Origin of the sequence: Caldicoprobacter guelmensis (genome assembly GCF_016908415.1) — a bacterium.
GTDB lineage: Bacteria > Bacillota > Clostridia > Caldicoprobacterales > Caldicoprobacteraceae > Caldicoprobacter > Caldicoprobacter guelmensis.
The window spans coordinates 60,977-80,657 of the sequence record NZ_JAFBDW010000004.1 but is presented as its reverse complement, the minus strand read 5'-3'; the positions used below and the strand labels follow the sequence as shown (position 1 = coordinate 80,657).

The following is a 19,681-nucleotide window of genomic DNA, read 5'->3' as shown; positions in this document are numbered from 1 at the left end:
TTAGCTTTTTTCAAAAGATTGTATATGACCTAGGGCGGAGATCCCTCTAATATTTACCATACACAAATAACAAAGGGATTCCCGCCTAGTAAAAATATAAGGCTTTGTAATTTTGCAAATACATTTTAAAACTAACCGTGAAACAAACATGACATTTAAATAAGAACCTACATTTATTAAAGTTTGAATTACTAAATAGCCTGCTAATCTAATTAAATCATTCCTATATCGTTTTTCTAATGTTAAATCTATTCACTCTCTGTCCATAGTATGACTTTCTTATATGTTATCACACATTTCGTGTTATAAGCAACCACGAAAATAAGTGGATTTGTTTAATTTTAATTTATTTTAACAGATCCAATTTAAATTTTTTACAAATTCTCATTATAACACTAAAAGTGTAATATAATTGCCTTTATTTTGTGTAAAATATAAACGAAGAGGGGGTTAAGATGTTTTCAAAAAGATTAAAAGAATTAAGAAAAGAACATAAAATGACGCAAACAGAATTGGGAAAAATCCTTGGACTTAGTACATCAGCAATTGGAATGTACGAACAGGGGAGGCGCGATCCCGATTCATTTACCTTGCAAAAAATTGCAGATACCTTTAATGTAACAGTAGACTATTTATTAGGTCGGTCTGATATACGAAACCCTTATACTTGTATTAACAATAAAAATTCAGAAAAAGACAATAAAAAATATTACTACATAATAGCCGACGAAAACGAATTTATATCAGTTAAAGAACTGTGTGAATTCATAAGTAAAAACAAAAAGAAAAGGTAATTTTTAGTCATAAAAAGCCGTCAGTATTCTTCCTGACGGCTTTTTTCGTAGTTTGCAAATTTGGTGTATTGTCCCAACCATACCAGTTCAACAGTGCCCGTAGGACCGTTTCGCTGTTTGGCAATTATTATCTCGGCTATATTCTTCTTATCAGTATCGGGGTTGTAATACTCGTCCCTGTATATAAATACAACCAAGTCAGCATCCTGTTCAATTGCTCCCGATTCGCGCAGGTCACTTAACATGGGGCGGTGCTGAGTCCTAGCTTCTGGAGCACGGCTGAGCTGCGACAGCGCAATAACGGGAACTTTCAACTCTCTGGCCAAGGCTTTCAGCGAACGGGAAATCTCCGATATCTCCTGCTGGCGGTTTTCTGCTCTTCCCCTGCCTGACATGAGCTGCAAATAGTCAATGACCAGCAATCCCAAGCCCTTCTCCATCTTAAGCCTGCGGGCCTTGGAGCGTATCTCCATGACCGAAAGCCCACCCGTATCGTCTATGTATATGGGAGCCTGTGACAGCGGGCCAGCAGCCCTCACCAGCTTTAACCAATCTTCTTCACTTAAATTCCCTGTACGAATCTTCTGCAGTTCTACATTGGCCTCTGAACTCAACATGCGCTGCACCAGCTGTTCTTTGGACATCTCCAGGCTGAATATGGCAACCGGCACTTTTTGGCGTAAAGCTACATACTGCGCAATATTGAGCACAAAGCTGGTTTTACCCATTGAGGGTCTGGCGGCCACCAATATCAAGTCAGAGGGATGAAGTCCCGAAGTTTTCTGGTCAAACTCATGGAAACCCGTAGGCAAACCTATTACTCCACCCTTTTTCTTAGAAAGCTCCTCAATCTTTGCATAAGTCTCAAGGAGAATGGTTTTTATGGGCTCAAAGTAATTTGTGGTCTGGCGCTGTGATATTTCAAATATCCTCTTTTCTGCCCTGTCCAATATGATGTCCAGCTCTTCCTGCGCCTCATAGCTGTCCTTTATAATCTCGTTTGACGCCGCGATAAGCTGGCGCAGTATCGACTTTTCTCCCACTATCTGTATGTAGTATTTCAAATTGGCTGTACTAGGGACAGCCACAGAAAGGTCAGATATATACGCAGCGCCCCCAACCCCTTCCAATGTACCCCTCTGCCTTAATTCTTCCACAACAGTAACTAAATCCACAGGTTCACCACGGTCATACAGATTAAGCATGGCCTCAAATATTTCTTTATGGGCTTCAGAATAAAAATCCTCTGCTTTCAAAGACCCTGCTGCCACTGAAACGGCTTCAGCATCAATCAGCATTGACCCCAGTACCGATTGCTCGGCTTCCAGATTGTGAGGAGGTATACGGTGGAGCAACTCAGCCATGACAATTCCCCTTTTCCTTCAGGTCATTCCGCCTCAACTTTTACCGTCAGCGTAGCTGTAACTTCCGGATATACCTTTACCGTCACCACATAGTTTCCTGTACTCTTTATAGGTTCAAGCAATACGATTTTCTTCTTATCGATATCCACGTTGTGTTGCCTTTTGAGCTCTTCTGCAATCTCCTTGTTGGTCACCGACCCAAACAGCCTGCCTTCGCTACCGCTACGTGCCTTTATCACCACCGTCAAACCCGAAAGGGCATTGGCCAGCTTTTGTGCTTCCGCCAGCTCATGCTCTTTTCGTCTAGCCTCTGCTTGCTTCTTTTCTTTAAGCGCCTTTAAATTGTGCTCGGTAGCCTCTATAGCCAATCCCCTTGGAAAAAGATAGTTTCTAGCATACCCATCGCTCACATTCACCACGTCGCCCTGTTTTCCTTGTCCTTTCACATCCTGAAGCAAAATCACCTTCATAAGTCATTTTCCCTCCTCTAAATAATCTTTAAGCGCTTTAATAACTTTCTGGCGAGCCTCCTCAAGGCTTATACTGCCCAGCTGCGCTCCTGCAACCGTCAAATGCCCTCCCCCTCCCAGTCTTTCCAACACCATCTGAACATTTATATTCCCCAAAGACCTACCACTTATCATGACACCATCACCGCTGGGATACAGCACAAAGGATGTGTGTATACCCTTTATGGTAAGCAGGCTATCGGCAGCCTGAGCAGCAATCAACGAACCGTTTTTGATATTGGGCGGGCAATACGCCAGAGCCACACCAGGAGCAATTACCTGAGCATTTTTAACCACTTCAGCACGGCTCAAAAAAGTCTCAAGGTCATCTTGGAACAAATGGCGCACTGCTGCAGGGTCAGCACCAGCCCGCCTGAGGTAAGAAGCAGCTTCAAAGGTACGCACGCCAGTTTTAAATATAAAATTTTTGGTGTCCACCGTAATTCCAGCAAGCAAGGCATCAGCCTCTATGGGCTTAAGCTCTACTTTCTCGTCGAAATACTGTACTATCTCGGTAACCAATTCACTGGTAGAAGAGGCATAGGGTTCTAAATACATCAAAGTGGCGTTTTCTATTGCCTCGGCACTCCTTCTATGATGATCTATTACCACCACCTTGTCTACGACAGTTAAAAGCCGTGGCTCCTCCACAAAAGCTGGACGATGTACATCTACCACCACTAACACCGCCTGGCGATCCGCTTTGAGCAAAGCCTCATCAGCTGTTATGAAAGAATTGCGGTATTCTTCATCTTCCAAGAGCCTACTCATTAAAGGTTTTATGGAAGGATTAGCTCGGCTCATCACTATATAAGCCGGTTTACCTACCTGGCGAGTACATCGGTAAATACCCAAAGCTGCACCTAAACAGTCCAGGTCGGCAGCCTCGTGTCCCATGATAAAAACTCCCCATGACTGCAATATCAGCTCCTTGAGAGCATTGGCAATTACTCTGGATTTAACCTTGGTTCGCTTCTCGACCTCTTTGGTCTTGCCTCCATAAAAAAACAGCCTAGTTCCCCGCTTTACTACCACCTGGTCGCCTCCACGCCCCAACGCCAGATCAAGGGCAACCTGCGCATAATGGCTAAGCTCCAGAGGGGTTTTGCCATCTGCTCCCACCCCTATGCTCAACGTTATAGGAATCCTGTTGCCTGCACTGATAGCCCTAACGGCATCAAGTATTGGAAACTTATTCTCTTCCAATGCCTTGAGCGCCTTAGCTTCAGCAAAAACCACAAATTTATCACGGTCAAATTTTTTCCAGCCAGCATTGAGGGAAATAGCCCATTGACTCAAAGTAGCCTCAATTTCAGCAAGTACCACCGGCCGCTTTGCCTCATCGGTGTTGCTCATCACCTCATCATAATTGTCAATCTGCACCAGCATGACCACTAGCCGTTCATCATGATACTTTTCCTTCAGCAAGGCCTCTTCAGTTACATCCTGCAAATACATAAAAACGATAATTTTACGGCTCTCTTTGTAACCATTAATGCCTAATGGCGTACAAAACAAGCGGTACTTCCTACCCTTTAGCTCTATTTGTACGCTATCCCCTTCTTTATTTTTAATCAAAGCATAAAGGTCAAGCTTGGGGATATAATTCTTTATATTTTTGCCAAACAAGCTTTCCCCTTCAAACAACTGTCCAAACCTAGGGTTATACCAGTTTATAGTTCCATCCAGCTCCACTACCACAAAGGGCATAGGAACGCTAAACACCGCATTTTTTGTAGACCAGTCTATATTTTCAGATAAATTTTCCAGATAGCGCGTCCATTCAATTCTTCTTCTCCGCGTAATTTTCCAGTTATAGTAAACTAAACAGGCAAACAGAAAAAGAGCTGCAAGGCCAATTTCCCAACTAAAATGCCACACCACAAGCGAAAGCACCAATATAACGGCTAAATATATAGGATTTTCGGGAACATTGAGCCCTTTAACCGTGGGCTTTTTCACTAAAAATCCACCTCTTTAACCCGTTTCAATTCATCCTTCTATACACCGACCGCAGCCTAAACACCTGCTCCAGTACCCCTATCGACATGAGCAACATCGGGGCAATCATAAACAGCACAGCCACTATCACAGCACGCAAAAATTGAGGCACCTTGCTCATCTTAAGCTTCATAAAAAACATCAAAACAGCCATCCCTTGGATAGAAAACACAAACGAGCACACAGACAACACAGTATAAAACACAACCTCAAAATTCTTCACATGTAACAGAGTTCCTACGTAAGCAACAAGCAGCATGGCCATAAATCCCAATCCGGCTCCTTTAGGCAGCATCCACTCGGAGAATTCGGGTAATCCATCAAGCACGTACCCTAGCTTTTTAAGCGCCATGTGCGACACAAGCAAATTCATGGTTCCATACAAAAGCGAAAATATAATTATCGCTGATGGAACAAGCGGCATAAACTGTTCCAGCTGGCCAATAATCACCTCGGCAAATTCCGCAGCAGACATCGACCTTTCTACCATCTTAAGTTGTGCGTACAGGTCCATTATGCGGCTGAAATCCAATATATTGCTTGAAAAAAATCTACGTATACTATTTGCAATATATTCAAATACCGTCTGACCTGTAAACCACGAAAATGCCTTTAAAAATGCTAACGCCGAACCTAACACAGCCCCTGTCGATATAACAATGTATTCAAACAGGTCAAACCGCCTTTTTATAGTCCAGGCAAGTACCGCCACCAATGGAAAATTCATCAAAAACACCGCAAATCCCACAAACGGATGAAAGACAATCCCTAGCAACACACTGGCTACCATAAGGCCTAAGATTCCTGCCCAAGGTTCCCTTCTGACCCCCTGCACGATAAAAGGCACTGGCCAAATAAGTATAATAACGTTTAACACAGGTATAAAAGACAGTATCACCAACAGCACAGCGCTCACTGCGGCAAGTAGAGCACTTTCCAGCACAACCTTTAACTTTAAATTCATATTACACACTCCACACTCATTCTCTGTTGGCTTTAATATGCTGCCTCAATTCGGATAAATCCCCATAGTCTTTTTCTATCTCATGTTCCTCCAAAATCCCCAAACGAATCTTGTTTGCAATTTTTTGCTCGATCACGCTAAAATGAATGCCCAACCTCTTACCCAATAAATAAGAAGCTATGATTATACTGGCAAGGCAATCAGCTAAGCTATCGTAAGAAGCCCTGGCTCCCCTGGCCAACAAGCGAAACATCTCGGCAACAGACAGCAATATCTCGCTCTTGAGCCATTCTATGACCTTTAAATTTTTAGTAATATCCAACTCCTTTTCATTATCCATCCGCAAGGCTTTGACCCCTCTCCTCCCTAAATCTGGGATATGACCCCAGAACAGCAAAATAACGACTTTGCTCAGCTAGTTCCCTCAAAGCGTCCTGCACCACGGCGTCCTGCACATGCCCCTCAAAATCCACCAAAAACAAATATTCGCCCAGATTGGTTTTCATAGGACGGGATTCGATTTTTGTGAGGTTTATCTCCCTTTCAGCAAAGGTCCTGAGGGCGCGATACAAACTCCCAGGCTTGTGGTCTACGCTAAACACAATGGACGTCTTATCACACCCCGTAGGCTGGCTGTATTTCTTGGACAGCACAACAAATCTGGTACAGTTACCCCCACGGTCCTCGATGTTCTCTGCTAGGATATCCAGGGCAAACACCAGTGCAGCATGCCTACTTCCTATGGCTCCCCACTCTCGTCGACCAGTTGCCACTTCCTTGGCTGCTGCAGCGGTGCTGGAAGTAGCAATCAACTCTACCCCACGCAACCTTTCATATAAAAACTTACGGCACTGGGCCAGAGCCTGGGGGTGAGACAGCACCACTCGCAATTCATCTAGCCGTACTCCCGGCTTTACCAGCAAACAATGATGTATGGGGAGAACTAATTCCTGCGTTATATACACCTTTACTTCATGAATGATCACATCAACCGTTACATTTACCGTCCCTTCCATGGAATTCTCCATAGGGACCACCGCATAATCTACCTCACCCTTGTCTACCCCATATATGAGGTCTGGAATGCTGGAGTATTCCACTAAATCCACCTGTTTTCCCCTTGAATATACCACAGCCGCTTCATGGGTAAATGTACCCTCAGGTCCGAGATAGCCCAACTTATCCATATCTTTCCCCTTTTTAAGATATCTCGTCAAGTTAATTGTATACGCCACACGCCTCTTTGTCAATGCAATACGCCCCTTTATTCCTTGCGCAGTCAATCCATACAGTACATCTCATAGAGCAATAGTAGCTACTCCACATGCAATTCCCGCGTGAGCCTATTCATTATCTTATGTATAAGCTCCCAATCAAATCCCCTGCGTGCCAGGGCCTGGACAGTCTTGTGCACCCTTTCTCCTTCATCCATTTCTTTGTATTTATCATAATATTTCTGAGCCAATCTGTTTGCCACCTCCTCTTCCTGTTTGTTGGGGATTGAGGCCATAACTTCGTCGATTATACCGCCCTCAACACCCTTTTGCCTTAACTCAAACGCTATGACCGCTCTCCCCTTCGGATTGTTCCGCATTCGGCTGTTTATCCAACTTAATGCAAAAGCCCTATCGTCGATAAATCCATACTCTTTCAGTTTTTCTATGGCCTTTTCAATCACTTCTTCCCCAAAACCCTTTCTCTTTAAATACTCATCCACCTCTTTTTGAGTCCTAGCCCGAAACCCTAGGTATTTTAAAGCTTTTTGATATGCCTCGTCCACCTTGGGGTCATCATAATTAAAATCAGCAGCCATATGGGCTTTCACCTCGTCTGTTGTATATAACGCCACCTAGGGGCTATTTTTCTGTAGAATATCCCCTGAAATACAGCAAAAAAACACACCCCTCCATCTCAACAACTCACTCATGAAAGACCAACGCTTCAAATGTTATAAAAAGACGGTGTTGTAAAAACACCGCCCTCACACACCGCTGTATTGTTTTAAGCGCTAGCAAATACCTCTTCAAACTCTTCTACATCCAGCTTTTCTTTTTCAAGCAAAGCCTCAGCTACTTTGTGTAGCTTATTGATGTTTTCTTTAAGCAACTTTTCTGCACGCTCATAAGCTTCCTGTACGATGTTCTTAATTTCTTTATCTATAAGGGCAGCCACTTTTTCGCTGTAATTGCGGTAAGTGCCCCAATCCCTCCCCAGGAATATCTCCTCGTATTTACCTCCAAAAGTCACCGGCCCCATATTTTCGCTCATCCCGTATTCTGTTACCATTTTTCTGGCGATCTGCGTGGCTCGCTGTATATCATTGGAAGCACCGGTACTGATATCATTTAGTACCAACGCCTCTGCAGCCCGTCCGCCAAGCAACTGAGTAATCTCGTCCATCAACTCCGATTTGGAAGCAAAATACTTGTCCTCCTGCGGCAGAGTCAAGGTATAGCCTCCGGCCATACCACGTGGGATTATGGATATCTGATGAACAGGGTCGGCATGCGGCAGGAGTTTTGCCACCACCGCATGACCAGCCTCATGATAAGCCACTAGCCGCTTATCCTTCTCGGTAAGCACTCTGCTCTTCTTCTCTGGCCCAGCGATGACGCGGGTAATGGCCTCCTCCAGTTCAGTCATACTTATTTGCTTCAACCCTTTTCTAGCAGCCAGAATTGCGGCCTCGTTCATCACATTCTCAAGGTCAGCCCCAGTAAACCCGGCTGTCCTTTTGGCCAAAACCTTTAAGTCCACTTCGGGTGCCAAAGGTTTGCCCCTGGAATGAACCTTCAGTATCTCTTCCCTGCCTTTTACATCGGGTATACCAACAGTGATGCGCCTGTCAAATCTGCCAGGCCTCAAAAGTGCCGGATCCAAAATGTCGGGCCGGTTGGTAGCAGCAATCACTATAATACCCTCATTCACAGAAAATCCATCCATCTCAACCAGCAGCTGATTAAGTGTCTGCTCGCGTTCGTCGTGGCCTCCACCTAAGCCAGCACCACGATGACGTCCCACTGCATCTATCTCATCTATGAATATAATGCACGGCGAATTCTTTTTAGCCTGTTCAAACAAGTCGCGCACCCTGGCGGCTCCCACGCCTACAAACATTTCAACGAAATCCGAACCACTAATGCTAAAAAACGGCACACCAGCTTCCCCTGCCACAGCCTTGGCTAGGAGAGTCTTACCAGTACCAGGAGGCCCTACCAGCAAAACCCCTTTCGGAATACGCGCTCCCAGCTCCAGGTATTTTTTAGGATTTTTAAGAAAATCTACAATTTCCCTCAACTCATACTTCTCTTCGTCGGCCCCCGCTACATCGCTAAAGGTTACCCTGTGTTTGGTATCAGTATGCAACCTGGCACGGCTTTTACCAAAGGACATAACTCGATTTCCACCGCCCTGGGCCTGCTGCATGAAGACAAACCAAAACGCCACAAAAAGTAGGATGAGTACTGCAAAGGGCAATAAATTAAGCCACCACGGCGGCTCTGCCGGCGGCTGTGGATCCCATTCAAAGCTAAAGTCCGCTGGTGTCACCTGCTCGGGCGATTTGCCCAACCTTCTTGCCTCGGCAGCCTTTACATCCTCAATAAAAGCCTCTTTTGAAGGCAGATATACCTCAAAGTCATATTTATCAGGAAAAATAACCTCATATTTGGAGCCCTTTCTCACACCTATAGCGGCATTTTCCACAGTCCTCAACTTGGAAATGTTGCCCTTTTCAATTTCTTTGATCAACTCGGGATACGAAATCTTTTCAGCCCCTGCATCAAGGTCTAAAAACGTTACCAAAAATATTATTGCAACCAACAAAATAAGATAAAAGCCCGGGCCCCTTAAAAATTTTCTCAAACCCAGCCCTCCCTTTTCTTTATTACTGCTCTTTTTATAATACACCATTTTATGATGATACAAACATCCTTTCTATCATATTCTTTTTTTATTGTATCACAGCTATACCGTACAATGCAACGCAGCTTTTGTCCAAAAAAGTAATGGCAAAACTATTCAACCTTGTCAGGATCCAATATGCATATATATGGGAGATTACGGTATTTCTCAGCATAATCCAGGCCATACCCCACTACAAACGCATCGGGAATGCTAAAACCTATATAGTCCACCTTTACAGGCACCTTGCGTCGAGAAGGCTTATCCAGGCAACAGCATATCTTCAAGCTCCTGGGATTTCTGGACATCAACAACTCAGTTAGATAATTGAGGGTAAGACCAGTATCTATTATGTCCTCTACTATGAGGACATCCTTGCCCTCTATCTCCTCATCTAGGTCCTTGATTATGCGTACCACGCCCGACGAGTGGGTGGAACTCCCATAGCTTGACACCGCCATAAAATCCATAACCAACGGAAGCCTTATACGCTTGACAAGGTCGGCTAAAAACAATACCGATCCCTTCAATATCCCTACAACTACTAGATCCTTACCCTGATAATCTCTAGTGATCTCTTCCCCCATCTCGTCTATGCGCCGCATTAAAGCTTGTTCATCGATGAGAATTCTTCCTACGTCCTCCAACATATTCCTCCTCCTCTGCTAGTTTTCATATCTTTCGTGCCTCAAGCTGCACAATGTTACGGGTCTGTGGCGTAACCTTGTAATCATCGTTGATCTGCCATCCCACCACCCATATGATGTTTTTTTCATCCGCCACTAGCGGTATACCATCCCTCTCATGTCGGGGCACTTTCTTGTCGATAAAATACTCCTTAAGCTTTTTGCTTCCCTTTAGGCCAAACGGCTTAAAGCGATCCCCTTGTCTTCTGTTGCGTACCCGCAAATTCCCATTGATAACGTCTCCATCAATATACGCACGCCAAGGAGAAGAAAAAGAAACCTCTTGGCGCTGCACCCTATGGGCTTTGATTTCAATGCCACACTCCTTTATAACAACCCTGCCAGGAAGGTCTAGAAAATATTCAAACAGCGGCACTGAGGGCAACTCCCCGCGCCATATCTCAATGCTGTCATATTTTTTTAACACTCTCATGCCATTGGGCAGAGTGAGCATGGTGCCTGTCGTGGAGTTAAGCGCCATATCCAGCACATCTTCAATGTGATGGGCGCCTATCTCATCCAGAGTCCCACCTACAACCATTAAAGCCTTCCTCAACATCCTGCGCCTGATGGCAATGTGCTGAACCAGCAATCCTCCCAAATCAATGCTGAGTCGGTTTTGGCTAAGAGCTTTCACCAACCTATCATATTCCTTCTTACAGTAATCCTCTAAAAACTCCTCCTCATCGCGTATTATTGTTCCCATCCTGACAAGGGTATCTACGATATTAGGGTTGAAGTACTGCTTTATATATGGTATCAACTCATGACGTATTCGATTGCGAGTATAGGTCATATCCTGGTTGGTTGCGTCTATCCTGAATTCTAAGCCGTTTTTGCGGCAATACTCCTCTATTTCCGCCCTCGAAACCTCTATAAGAGGTCGTATAAACCTGTTCTGTCGTACCGGCTTTATGCCCTGCAACCCCTGCAGCCCTGTTCCACGCAATACGCGATGTAGGATGGTCTCAGCCTGATCATCACGATTGTGTCCCAGCGCAACTTTATGACCTCGTATATCTTGTAGCACCTTTTCAAAAAAGCGGTAGCGGACAATCCTACCTGCCTCCTCTAAAGACAACCCCCTTTCATCAGCCACACGCGGCACATCCACCTTTTCAACAAATAAAGGGACATCCCACTGCTGACACAGCCGCTCCACAAATTCCATATCCTGGTCAGCAACAGTCCCTCTAATTCCATGGTGTATATGGGCAGCATACACACAAATGCCCATATCCCTTTCAAGCTGTTTTAAAACATGCAACAAAGCCACAGAGTCAGGTCCTCCAGAGATACCAACCAATACCCGTTCCCCTTGTGATAACATATTGTACTTGTGAATGGTTTGGAGAACCTTTGCCAGCATCCCATCACCTTTTTATTACACTCAAAATAGAATATTAACATTTTAGCCCTTTTGTGCGTATTTTTCAAGGGTAAATTTCACGAAAAATACGGTTTCCACACCCGGCTTACCATCACCGTCATATCATCTCGTGCAATCCCATCAGCCTTTTTTAACGCCTCATTCATTATATGGTCTGCAAGTTCCTGAGGATTGCTTGTATTTAGCTTCGAAATTACGTCTATCATCCACTCTTCGGCATTTAGTCCTACCTCTACGCTGTCTAAAACCCCGTCAGTCATCATAATGATCATGTCACCGTCTTCAAGCGCTTCCTTAACCCTCTCAACTTGGATATTTTCTAGTATTCCCATAGGTAAAGCCGGCGCCTTTATCACCTTTACACCATCCTTTTTCTTGATAAAGGTAGATACCGCTCCAATTTTAATGAAATCAGCGCTGCCCGTCACCAAGTCTATCACACACAGGTCAGCTGTCGCAAAAATCTCTTCTCTGGAACGAAGTATCAGCACTGAATTTATGGTCTGAATGGTCGAGTTGAGGTCAAATCCCGCCTCAAGAAAATTTTCCAGCAGCGAAACCACTATGCTGCTTTCTGCATCGGCTCTGCTGCCCGAACCCATTCCGTCGCTTAAAACCAGCAGATACTTGTTTTGATCTATCGGTATAGATGAATAGTTATCACCACACGCATCTGAATATTCTCTGGCTTTTCTGGCAATTCCAGTCATCACCTTATACCTTTGAGCCTCGACAAACTTAAGGGTACACTCCGGATGCGAACAACCTCTGCCCTCATCGGTTTTACATAACATTGGTCTCCTCAGCACTTCACTTACGGCTCTTTCAACAATGCGCGTACACTCTCTTCGACCACCACATGACTTTTGGGTAATGCTTACTTCCATCCTCCCATCCGCTTTTTCTATTACCATAACATTTCGGACATGTATACCTCTTTTATCCAACTCCACCAGAATAGCGTCTTCTAAGTCTTTTTTAAAGCGTACATCTATATCAAGTTCCTGTGCCAATCGGGTTATCACCCGAGATATTCCCTCGAGTTGTTGAGCCACCAGATTTCTACACTCCTCTATCTTTTGTTGCCATCTGTAATTAAACTTGTAAGCCTCATAAACCTCGTTCATGGCTTTTACAACCTCGTCCACGCGAAAGCAGGCTTTGCATAAGTCCTCCGCCAGGTCTTCCTTTCGTATGTTCCCCTTATTTTCTATTATGCTTATAAGGTCAAACATGTTGTTATAGGTAGCATAGAAGTTGCGTTGCCAGCAATTTCGATAAAATGTACAGGCTGTACACACCTTGCTTGCCACCGCGTCCAACAACCTGTTTATACCTTCCCGACCTTTTATCACGTCAAATTGAGAAATCTGCGAAAATGCTTGTGCCAAATTATGGAACACATGCGAAAATTCCTCTAGCCTGCTTACTGTAAGCTCCTTCAGTTTAGAGGTATATCTACTGCCCTCCTCTCTAATATGGCCCAGATTCCAGATCTGCCGCATATATCCAACAGCCCGTTGAGGAACTAAAAATAATAAACAGCTTGATATTGCAATTTCTTTAAAAGGAAGTATGGTTACAGTTGAACGATTAATATAAAAGGTCATAAAGGCATTAGATAAGATAAACGCCAGACTTAATCCAGCTCTTCCCAAATCTTTAAAAGCCCCTGCTATCATTCCACCCACAGCAAAAATCCCTATAAATTCAACAGACAGGCGAGTGGCCATGGAAATGAACAGTCCAACCATACAGCCTATGGATGCTCCAATACCCGCCCCACCTACATATGCAGACAGCAATACCAACACGATAGCAAATACATTACGAAGAGAAATGCCAAATAGGCTAATCTCCCAAAAACCCACTGTCAGCAACCCAAGGAAAATAGCGGTACCAATCAATTCATGGTTAGCCAATACACGACGAAACCTTATATTTATGAGTAAATCCATTACCGGGCTAAAGACATAAACCATAATCATGCCAATAACGCTTTCCAGTCCAGCAAGAATCAAGTCATAAAACAGCATTCCCTGAAGATAAGCAAACGTCAAATTAACAGACAAAAGCGCAAAACCAACAACCAAAGCCACATGCAATACACTCAATTTCTTTCGCCTTACAAGAGGAATCTGGCTATAAATGAAAAGGAGGCAGGCTGTCAGCATGTACTTTAGCACAAAAAGGTGCACCCCCTGGCTTAAAAGCCCTAATATGACTGCAACTAAATATACAGCCGCATTTTTCTTCCTAGGTATTACGCTGGCAAACAGCGCTACCCCAAAGGGAGCTACTTCTTCGAAAATCACTGCTCGTCCCATTAAAAAGCATAACGTGCATATTAGAATGTCATAAGATATTTGTTTCCATATTACCGGCAAAACTGCAATCCGCCTTACAGCATGTCCACTCAAATCCTGGTAAGAGTATGCTTCCCTCTGCATGACCATCACACCACCCGCTTTACATTTCTAATATGTTATAATCGAAGCACACTCATTATACCAGAGCTTCGATAAATATTTTGTCAACATTAGGAAATAAACTTTGAAAACTTTACGACATAAACTTTAAAAAAAGCGAAAAAGCCGCAGACATCCAAAAATATCAGCATCTTTCTCTAAAGAACGCCATAAAGGATTACAGACATGATTTTGAGAAAATAAAAAATCTCCGGCACCTCTCCGGAGATTTAAAACACTGGTGGGCGCAACAGGACTCGAACCTATGACCCCTTGCTTGTAAGGCAAGTGCTCTCCCAGCTGAGCTATGCGCCCACATCGATTTAACTTTTTAGGCCCTTTATTATAACAATGGTGGCGGCGAACGGATTCGAACCGCTGACCCTTCGGGTATGAACCGAATGCTCTAGCCAACTGAGCTACGCCGCCGCAATATCAAACATGCATTTTAATCTCTCTAAAACAAAACTGGTTGCGGGGGAGGGATTTGAACCCTCGACCTTCGGGTTATGAGCCCGACGAGCTACCTGACTGCTCCACCCCGCGACGTCTAAGCTTTCTTTGATGTTTCCTTCTCCCTAACGGCAAGTTATATTCTATAATAAAATCTTTTTTAAGTCAATACCCTCTTCAACCTTTTTATCTTTTTATCACCTTTTAAGCTTTCAACCCCTCCCGCGCCAATACCCACCTCCTCGTTTTGCCTCGCGATTCTTTCTTATGTCCTTGAGCTTTTCTTCGCTCTCCTTCATGAACTTCGCTAAGCGTTCCTCAAAGGTCATGACAGGTTCCTGAGCTCTGCGTATGGATAAGTTTATCCTGCCCCTCTCATCTATCGACAAAACCTTTACCATTACCCTCTCATCTTGCCTCAAATATTGATGTATGTCCTTTACATAGGTATCTGCCACTTCGGAGATGTGCACCATGCCAGTCCGCCCATCGGGCAATACTATAAACGCTCCAAACTTGGTTATGCCCGATACCCTACCTTCCACTACTTGTCCCACTTCAACAGGCATATAGAAACAAATTCCTCCTCTTTATCAGTTCTGTTTTTCGATAAATTTTATCTCCCCTTCTTTTACCCACCCAAAGCGCTCCCTGGCCGCCTTTTCAACGTATTCCTCCGATTTTGTATACTCGATCTGGCGTTCCAGCTCGGCATTGTATTCTTCAACCTGCTGAATCTGCTGTCTCAAGTGTTCCATCTGTACATGCTGCTCCCGCATCTTTATTTCTTGGTGAACAAAAGTAAAAATAAAATAGCCGATCATCACCACCGCAATCATCAGCTTGGCTCTGGGCTTTAGCACATACCTACGCCTTGCCATTCCATCACCTTCTCAAGAAAAAACTGCCTTTACCCACTGTAACAACGACTCTAACCTTTCTTAAGTATTATTATTCGACGTTTCACATAAAAATCCTCTTTTTATGCCCTAATTTTCTCACTAATCTTATTAAAAAAATTAAACAGAGCACGCAAAGGCCAGGACGCAAACCTGATGATGTATCTAACCCCCTTTTCTATAACTCTGTATATAAGTGTTAATGCTTTTATCACCCAAGGACTTATCGTCAGCAGGTATAGGCTCCACCCTATTGCCAGTCCGACAAAATTATAAAATCTCACTTCTCCGTCATTGGCATATAGTAGAGCTACAAACACCAAGGCAGCTACCACCAGCCAAAAAAACAAATCCATTATGCCCACAACCCACGGCCTAGGCTTAAATGTCCAACGAAATACCCTGTTCAAATCATAAATGAATCCCACAACCATTCCCGCATAAACTGTGGCCAGAAAGACATATACCTGGTTAGCCGTTGACATCAGCATACAATATGCACCCTTTTTTATCTGAATAGCCTGCTAAAAAAGCCGGAACCCTTTCCTCCTAGCCCGTCGTGATCGCTATACTGGAGAGCGATAATTTCCCCTTCGACTATGAGCTGTCCTTCTTCCAGGTTCAGCTTGTTTATGTGGAGGTCCTGGCCGTGAAGTGTAATGTAGCCCATATCGGTCACCAACACTACTGTTGCCTCATCAAAGCTGTCAACATCAACTACACCTGTTATGGTCACCTTCTCGCGGTTTTCCATAAGCACGCTGTGGCTTCTACTTCTTACAGCTTTTTTATCATCCATCTCCCTGATCATCCCGTTCCCCCCTGATATAATACCCTTAGTTGATTATATGATTACTGCTTTCAATGTATGCATGCAAAAGCCCGGCTTTATATTGCCGGGCTTTAAATCCACCTTAAGGCCACAGTTTAACGATCTGAACACCTTTGAAGTAATGTTTAATTATATCCTCGGCTTTCTTCCCTCGTTTAGCCATGCTATAAGCACCCCACTGGGACATACCCACGCCATGCCCATAACCCCTGCCTTTAAATATAACTTGGTCGCCGTTTAACCGTACCTCATCCAGCAGGGTTGACTTCATCCTGGTGCTCCCCAGTGCGATGCGCAAGTCAGGGGCCGAAACCGGCGTGGAATCGAGAACGATTTCTATAGCACGCCCTGATGGACCCCTTCTACCTATCTTGATACTGGAAAAATCGTCTATCTGTTTGCCCATTTGCTTAACAGCCTTTATAACTTCCTGTTTTGAAAACTCAGCACTCCAGCTCTTTTCATCCGGAGGGATAACTGAAGAATCATCAGGGGAGCTGACAACCTGTATATAAGGGGGATTGCCTTCCTTGTAAGCCAAACCTTCTACAGCCGTAGCTGTCTTCCCCCCCGCATTGGAATGAAACCATGCATTTACATAATCTCCATTATATACGATCACTTGTCCTCTCGTTTCAGCTACCGCCTTCTTTATACGCTCATTAACAGCTTCCATATTCCACGCTTGAGCTTCTTCAATATCAGTTGAAATGTGGGCATTGCCATATTTAGAGTGACCTTTATCTTTTATGAATTTGAGAACAAAAGTTCTGGCAATAATGGCCTGAGCTTTAATGGCCTCCATCGGCCAATCGTTTTTGATCTCTCCCCCTACAACTCCGGCTACATATTCTTCAAACGGCATCTCCTGTACCCTGCCTTCTTCCTTTATATACACCTTAAGCCGCGGCTCCTGCCCGGTCGGGCTGCCCAAAGCTTGAGGAATGGGTGGCTTCTTTGCCATCTGCTCAGGAACAGGGGTCGGCGGCTCCGTTCTCCTCACTCCTGCACAAGCTGGCAATATTAAAGTCAATATTGCCGCAGCAGCTAAAAAAACAACCCATTTAGATCTCCCTTTATTCATCCTCATACCTCCTGTAGTCCCTGACTGTTTTGCCAATTAAAGCTCCAATGTCTAGTATTTGCTTAAACTCAGGAGGTAATACCACAAAAATCAACCGGTTTTGTAGTACGGCTTTAAGATTTTATAACTCTCTGTACATCTGTGAAGCTTCTCCTTTGACAACATGCTCAGCTATTGAGAGCACCTCAAAACGCCGCACACGTTCACCAAACTGTATCTCTATTATATCGCCTTCTTTCACCTCTGTACTGGGTTTGGCCACCTTGCCATTTACAAAAACCCTTCCCTGGCTACACACCTCATTGGCCACTGTCCTCCTCTTCATGATCCTGGACACTTTTAAGAACTTATCTATTCGCACGGCCTTACCCCCTTCAAAATTATAAAAACCGGGTTTTTACCCGGTTTTTAAGTTGATTTTTTAAAGTTTATTGAACGGCGTCCTTTAAAGCTTTGCCAGCTTTGAACACGGGAGCCTTAGAGGCGGGGATGATGATCTCCTCTTTTGTCTGAGGATTTCTGCCCTTCCTCTCTGCCCTCTCGCGGACTTCAAAGGTACCAAAGCCGACAAGTTGGACCTTCTCGTTTCTGGCCAATGCTTCAGTAATTACGGAAATCAGAGCATTAATAGCGCTTTCAGCTTCCTTTTTTGTCAGCTCACTTCTCTCTGCTACAGCAGCAATCAACTCAGCTTTATTCATATGCGAACCCTCCTTGAAATAAATTCTTATAGCATATTCGCTATTTTTTTTCAAATTCCTCCTTGTTGACCAATAATTTTTGAAATTTTTACATCTTTTTTCGCCCGCTTTCTCTAGAGGAATCTTGATAATATCATTACCATATTTTTCTTAAATTATACATGTTTTTACCTCAAAGATAGCTTTTTGGCCTTATTCCAAAGCTCGTCCATCTCCTCTAGTGTCATTTCCTGCAAAGGACGTTCAGCGTTTTTTTCTATGTATTCAAAACGGGTTATGAACTTCTCTATGGTATCCTTCAAAGCCAATTCCGGATCAACTTTTAAAAACCTTGCGACATTGACTGCCGCAAACAACAAATCTCCTATTTCCTCCCGTATTTTTTGTTCATCACCCCCTCGATATACCTCCTTCAACTCTGCCAATTCTTCTTCTAGCTTTTGCATGGCGCCCTCCACACTCTTCCAGTCAAATCCCACCAATGCCGCCTTTTCCTGCACTTTATAACTCCTTATAAGAGCGGGGAGGATGCTAGGTATATCGCGTAAAACCTGGGTGTGGGTTGCAAAGCCCTTTTCGTGCTTCTTCAAGTCCTCCCAATTGGCCACCACCTGCTGTGCGTTCTCAGCTACGGCACCCCCAAATATATGGGTATGCCGCTGTATCATCTTTTGACATATCCTTGTGATAACATCGAATATATCAAAGGCTCCTCGTTCTTTTGCAATCTGGCTATGGAACACCACCTGTAAAAGGACATCACCCAACTCTTCCAGCAGCTTGTCCTCATCCTTACTGTCAATGCTCTCTATCACCTCATAAGCCTCTTCTATGAGATACCGCTTAAGGCTATCATGAGTTTGTTCCTTGTCCCATGGACAGCCTTCGGGCGAACGGAGTATCTCCATAATTTGTTTTAAATGGTTCATGTCAAAGGATTCAAGCCGCTCAAATTTAACGGGCGGAAGATAGAGGCAGGTAGTGTGGTCATAGCGTTGCTGCCGATCAAGCTGGTAAAGGGATATAGCCCTGTACTCCAGCCCTTTATCCTGGGTTTGCCAGCTTACAAAAACCTTTAGGTCATGGGGATAAAAGCGAAGTAGGAGCAGCTTAACATCTGATGCCACCAAAGCATCGTATATATTTATAATCACCGTCGACAAACGCACGTTTATCAAGTCCTCTGTTATCTCAGGGGCATTCAATATCTTCAACCCTTCTATACCGGCCTGCCCAATAAAAGCCAGCAACATGTCAGCTTGGCTTATCCCTGGTATGATATCAATGCCATATATCTTTCTATCTAACTGCCTCAAAAGCTCAAAGGTAAGCCTCTCACCTATAAGGGGATGCCCCGGAACGCCTACCGCCACCTGTCCGTATTGAGCTATATCAGCAATGCGCTTTACCATAGCCTTGTAAACATCATCGAAATTCTCACCGTTCTCATAAATATCGTCCATAGAAGTATAATTAATTCCTTCTGCCCTTAAAAACGGCGCCACACCGTGCCTTTCAGTTCGCAAAATAACGGTAGATGCCTGTCGCAAAGCTTGCAAAGCTCCCAAGGTGAGACCATCCTTATTGCCCGGCCCCAATCCCACAATTTTCACGTTATACTTCATCGTTTAAG

Annotated in this window: 20 protein-coding genes and 3 tRNA genes; 1 reads left to right on the top strand and 22 read right to left on the bottom strand. The window is 44.2% G+C overall.

All coding sequences use genetic code 11. The features are described from left to right. Positions 1-455: 455 nt before the first annotated feature. On the top strand, positions 456-794 hold the full coding sequence (locus JOD02_RS06555; RefSeq protein ID WP_204488091.1) for a helix-turn-helix domain-containing protein: 339 nt from the start codon (positions 456-458) through the stop codon (positions 792-794). Positions 795-814: 20 nt separating this feature from the next. Here the strand turns inward: JOD02_RS06555 and dnaB are convergent, their stop codons facing one another. From dnaB to JOD02_RS06445, 22 genes are all read right to left on the bottom strand, one after another. Continuing rightward, positions 815-2,158, bottom strand: a complete 1,344-nt coding sequence (gene dnaB / locus JOD02_RS06550; protein WP_204488090.1) for a replicative DNA helicase — start codon at positions 2,156-2,158, stop codon at positions 815-817. A gap of 23 nt (positions 2,159-2,181) precedes the next feature. Beyond that, positions 2,182-2,628 (bottom strand): 50S ribosomal protein L9, encoded by a 447-nt coding sequence (gene rplI, locus JOD02_RS06545; protein WP_204488088.1) that lies wholly within the window; start codon positions 2,626-2,628, stop codon positions 2,182-2,184. 3 nt (positions 2,629-2,631) lie between these two features. Then, the gene (locus tag JOD02_RS11795; RefSeq protein ID WP_204488086.1) at positions 2,632-4,629 is read right to left on the bottom strand and encodes a DHH family phosphoesterase; all 1,998 of its coding nucleotides are present in this window, start codon (positions 4,627-4,629) and stop codon (positions 2,632-2,634) included. A 25-nt stretch (positions 4,630-4,654) separates the two neighbouring features. Beyond that, positions 4,655-5,632, bottom strand: coding sequence for a DUF2232 domain-containing protein (locus tag JOD02_RS06535; protein ID WP_204488084.1), 978 nt, complete (start codon positions 5,630-5,632; stop codon positions 4,655-4,657). A gap of 16 nt (positions 5,633-5,648) precedes the next feature. Next, positions 5,649-5,972, bottom strand: coding sequence for a MazG-like family protein (locus tag JOD02_RS06530; protein WP_204488082.1), 324 nt, complete (start codon positions 5,970-5,972; stop codon positions 5,649-5,651). Continuing rightward, the gene (gene pheA / locus JOD02_RS06525) at positions 5,965-6,819 is read right to left on the bottom strand and encodes a prephenate dehydratase (RefSeq protein WP_204488081.1); all 855 of its coding nucleotides are present in this window, start codon (positions 6,817-6,819) and stop codon (positions 5,965-5,967) included. Before pheA ends, JOD02_RS06530 begins: the two co-directional genes overlap by 8 nt. 128 nt (positions 6,820-6,947) lie before the next feature. Continuing rightward, positions 6,948-7,445, bottom strand: a complete 498-nt coding sequence (locus JOD02_RS06520) for a regulatory protein RecX (RefSeq protein ID WP_204488079.1) — start codon at positions 7,443-7,445, stop codon at positions 6,948-6,950. A 188-nt stretch (positions 7,446-7,633) separates the two neighbouring features. Next, positions 7,634-9,496, bottom strand: a complete 1,863-nt coding sequence (gene ftsH / locus JOD02_RS06515) for an ATP-dependent zinc metalloprotease FtsH (RefSeq protein WP_243426388.1) — start codon at positions 9,494-9,496, stop codon at positions 7,634-7,636. A gap of 152 nt (positions 9,497-9,648) precedes the next feature. Next, the gene (gene hpt / locus JOD02_RS06510) at positions 9,649-10,185 is read right to left on the bottom strand and encodes a hypoxanthine phosphoribosyltransferase (RefSeq protein WP_204488078.1); all 537 of its coding nucleotides are present in this window, start codon (positions 10,183-10,185) and stop codon (positions 9,649-9,651) included. A 22-nt stretch (positions 10,186-10,207) separates the two neighbouring features. Then, complete coding sequence (gene tilS / locus JOD02_RS06505; protein WP_279380674.1) at positions 10,208-11,551, bottom strand: tRNA lysidine(34) synthetase TilS; 1,344 nt, start codon at positions 11,549-11,551, stop codon at positions 10,208-10,210. A 116-nt stretch (positions 11,552-11,667) separates the two neighbouring features. Continuing rightward, positions 11,668-14,061 (bottom strand): stage II sporulation protein E, encoded by a 2,394-nt coding sequence (gene spoIIE / locus JOD02_RS06500; protein WP_204488074.1) that lies wholly within the window; start codon positions 14,059-14,061, stop codon positions 11,668-11,670. Between the two features lie 257 nt (positions 14,062-14,318). Next, positions 14,319-14,394, bottom strand: a tRNA-Val gene (locus JOD02_RS06495). A 37-nt stretch (positions 14,395-14,431) separates the two neighbouring features. Beyond that, positions 14,432-14,508, bottom strand: a tRNA-Met gene (locus JOD02_RS06490). Between the two features lie 40 nt (positions 14,509-14,548). Next, positions 14,549-14,625: transfer RNA gene (locus tag JOD02_RS06485), tRNA-Met, on the bottom strand. A 119-nt stretch (positions 14,626-14,744) separates the two neighbouring features. Then, entirely contained in the window at positions 14,745-15,101 is a 357-nt protein-coding gene (locus JOD02_RS06480; RefSeq protein ID WP_204488072.1) for a S1 RNA-binding domain-containing protein, read from the bottom strand. A 24-nt stretch (positions 15,102-15,125) separates the two neighbouring features. Then, complete coding sequence (locus JOD02_RS06475) at positions 15,126-15,413, bottom strand: FtsB family cell division protein (protein WP_204488070.1); 288 nt, start codon at positions 15,411-15,413, stop codon at positions 15,126-15,128. A gap of 101 nt (positions 15,414-15,514) precedes the next feature. Further along, a complete protein-coding gene (gene yabQ / locus JOD02_RS06470) occupies positions 15,515-15,922 on the bottom strand; it encodes a spore cortex biosynthesis protein YabQ (RefSeq protein WP_204488069.1) in 408 nt (135 codons plus the stop codon). Positions 15,923-15,939: 17 nt separating this feature from the next. Continuing rightward, entirely contained in the window at positions 15,940-16,242 is a 303-nt protein-coding gene (gene yabP / locus JOD02_RS06465) for a sporulation protein YabP (protein ID WP_243426387.1), read from the bottom strand. Positions 16,243-16,345: 103 nt separating this feature from the next. Next, positions 16,346-17,347 carry a SpoIID/LytB domain-containing protein gene (locus tag JOD02_RS06460; RefSeq protein WP_204488067.1) on the bottom strand — a complete coding sequence of 334 codons (1,002 nt, stop codon included), beginning with the start codon at positions 17,345-17,347 and terminating at the stop codon, positions 16,346-16,348. A 121-nt stretch (positions 17,348-17,468) separates the two neighbouring features. Further along, positions 17,469-17,708 (bottom strand): S4 domain-containing protein, encoded by a 240-nt coding sequence (locus JOD02_RS06455; RefSeq protein ID WP_204488065.1) that lies wholly within the window; start codon positions 17,706-17,708, stop codon positions 17,469-17,471. Positions 17,709-17,775: 67 nt separating this feature from the next. Next, entirely contained in the window at positions 17,776-18,072 is a 297-nt protein-coding gene (locus JOD02_RS06450) for an HU family DNA-binding protein (RefSeq protein WP_341534560.1), read from the bottom strand. Positions 18,073-18,215: 143 nt separating this feature from the next. After that, positions 18,216-19,673 (bottom strand): bifunctional methyltransferase/pyrophosphohydrolase YabN, encoded by a 1,458-nt coding sequence (locus JOD02_RS06445; RefSeq protein ID WP_204488064.1) that lies wholly within the window; start codon positions 19,671-19,673, stop codon positions 18,216-18,218. Positions 19,674-19,681 lie beyond the last annotated feature (8 nt).

Excerpts from the sequence above, each read along its gene's own strand:
- hpt (WP_204488078.1), bottom strand. The coding sequence starts at position 10,185 with ATGTTGGAGGACGTAGGAAGAATTCTCATCGATGAACAAGCTTTAATG.
- JOD02_RS06460 (WP_204488067.1), bottom strand. The coding sequence starts at position 17,347 with ATGAATAAAGGGAGATCTAAATGGGTTGTTTTTTTAGCTGCTGCGGCA.
- JOD02_RS06555 (WP_204488091.1), top strand. The coding sequence starts at position 456 with ATGTTTTCAAAAAGATTAAAAGAATTAAGAAAAGAACATAAAATGACG.
- JOD02_RS06520 (WP_204488079.1), bottom strand. The coding sequence starts at position 7,445 with ATGGCTGCTGATTTTAATTATGATGACCCCAAGGTGGACGAGGCATAT.
- JOD02_RS06530 (WP_204488082.1), bottom strand. The coding sequence starts at position 5,972 with ATGGATAATGAAAAGGAGTTGGATATTACTAAAAATTTAAAGGTCATA.
- rplI (WP_204488088.1), bottom strand. The coding sequence starts at position 2,628 with ATGAAGGTGATTTTGCTTCAGGATGTGAAAGGACAAGGAAAACAGGGC.
- JOD02_RS06535 (WP_204488084.1), bottom strand. The coding sequence starts at position 5,632 with ATGAATTTAAAGTTAAAGGTTGTGCTGGAAAGTGCTCTACTTGCCGCA.
- dnaB (WP_204488090.1), bottom strand. The coding sequence starts at position 2,158 with ATGGCTGAGTTGCTCCACCGTATACCTCCTCACAATCTGGAAGCCGAG.
- pheA (WP_204488081.1), bottom strand. The coding sequence starts at position 6,819 with ATGGATAAGTTGGGCTATCTCGGACCTGAGGGTACATTTACCCATGAA.
- tilS (WP_279380674.1), bottom strand. The coding sequence starts at position 11,551 with ATGTTATCACAAGGGGAACGGGTATTGGTTGGTATCTCTGGAGGACCT.
- yabQ (WP_204488069.1), bottom strand. The coding sequence starts at position 15,922 with ATGCTGATGTCAACGGCTAACCAGGTATATGTCTTTCTGGCCACAGTT.
- yabP (WP_243426387.1), bottom strand. The coding sequence starts at position 16,242 with ATGATCAGGGAGATGGATGATAAAAAAGCTGTAAGAAGTAGAAGCCAC.
- JOD02_RS06475 (WP_204488070.1), bottom strand. The coding sequence starts at position 15,413 with ATGGCAAGGCGTAGGTATGTGCTAAAGCCCAGAGCCAAGCTGATGATT.
- spoIIE (WP_204488074.1), bottom strand. The coding sequence starts at position 14,061 with ATGCAGAGGGAAGCATACTCTTACCAGGATTTGAGTGGACATGCTGTA.
- JOD02_RS06480 (WP_204488072.1), bottom strand. The coding sequence starts at position 15,101 with ATGCCTGTTGAAGTGGGACAAGTAGTGGAAGGTAGGGTATCGGGCATA.
- JOD02_RS06445 (WP_204488064.1), bottom strand. The coding sequence starts at position 19,673 with ATGAAGTATAACGTGAAAATTGTGGGATTGGGGCCGGGCAATAAGGAT.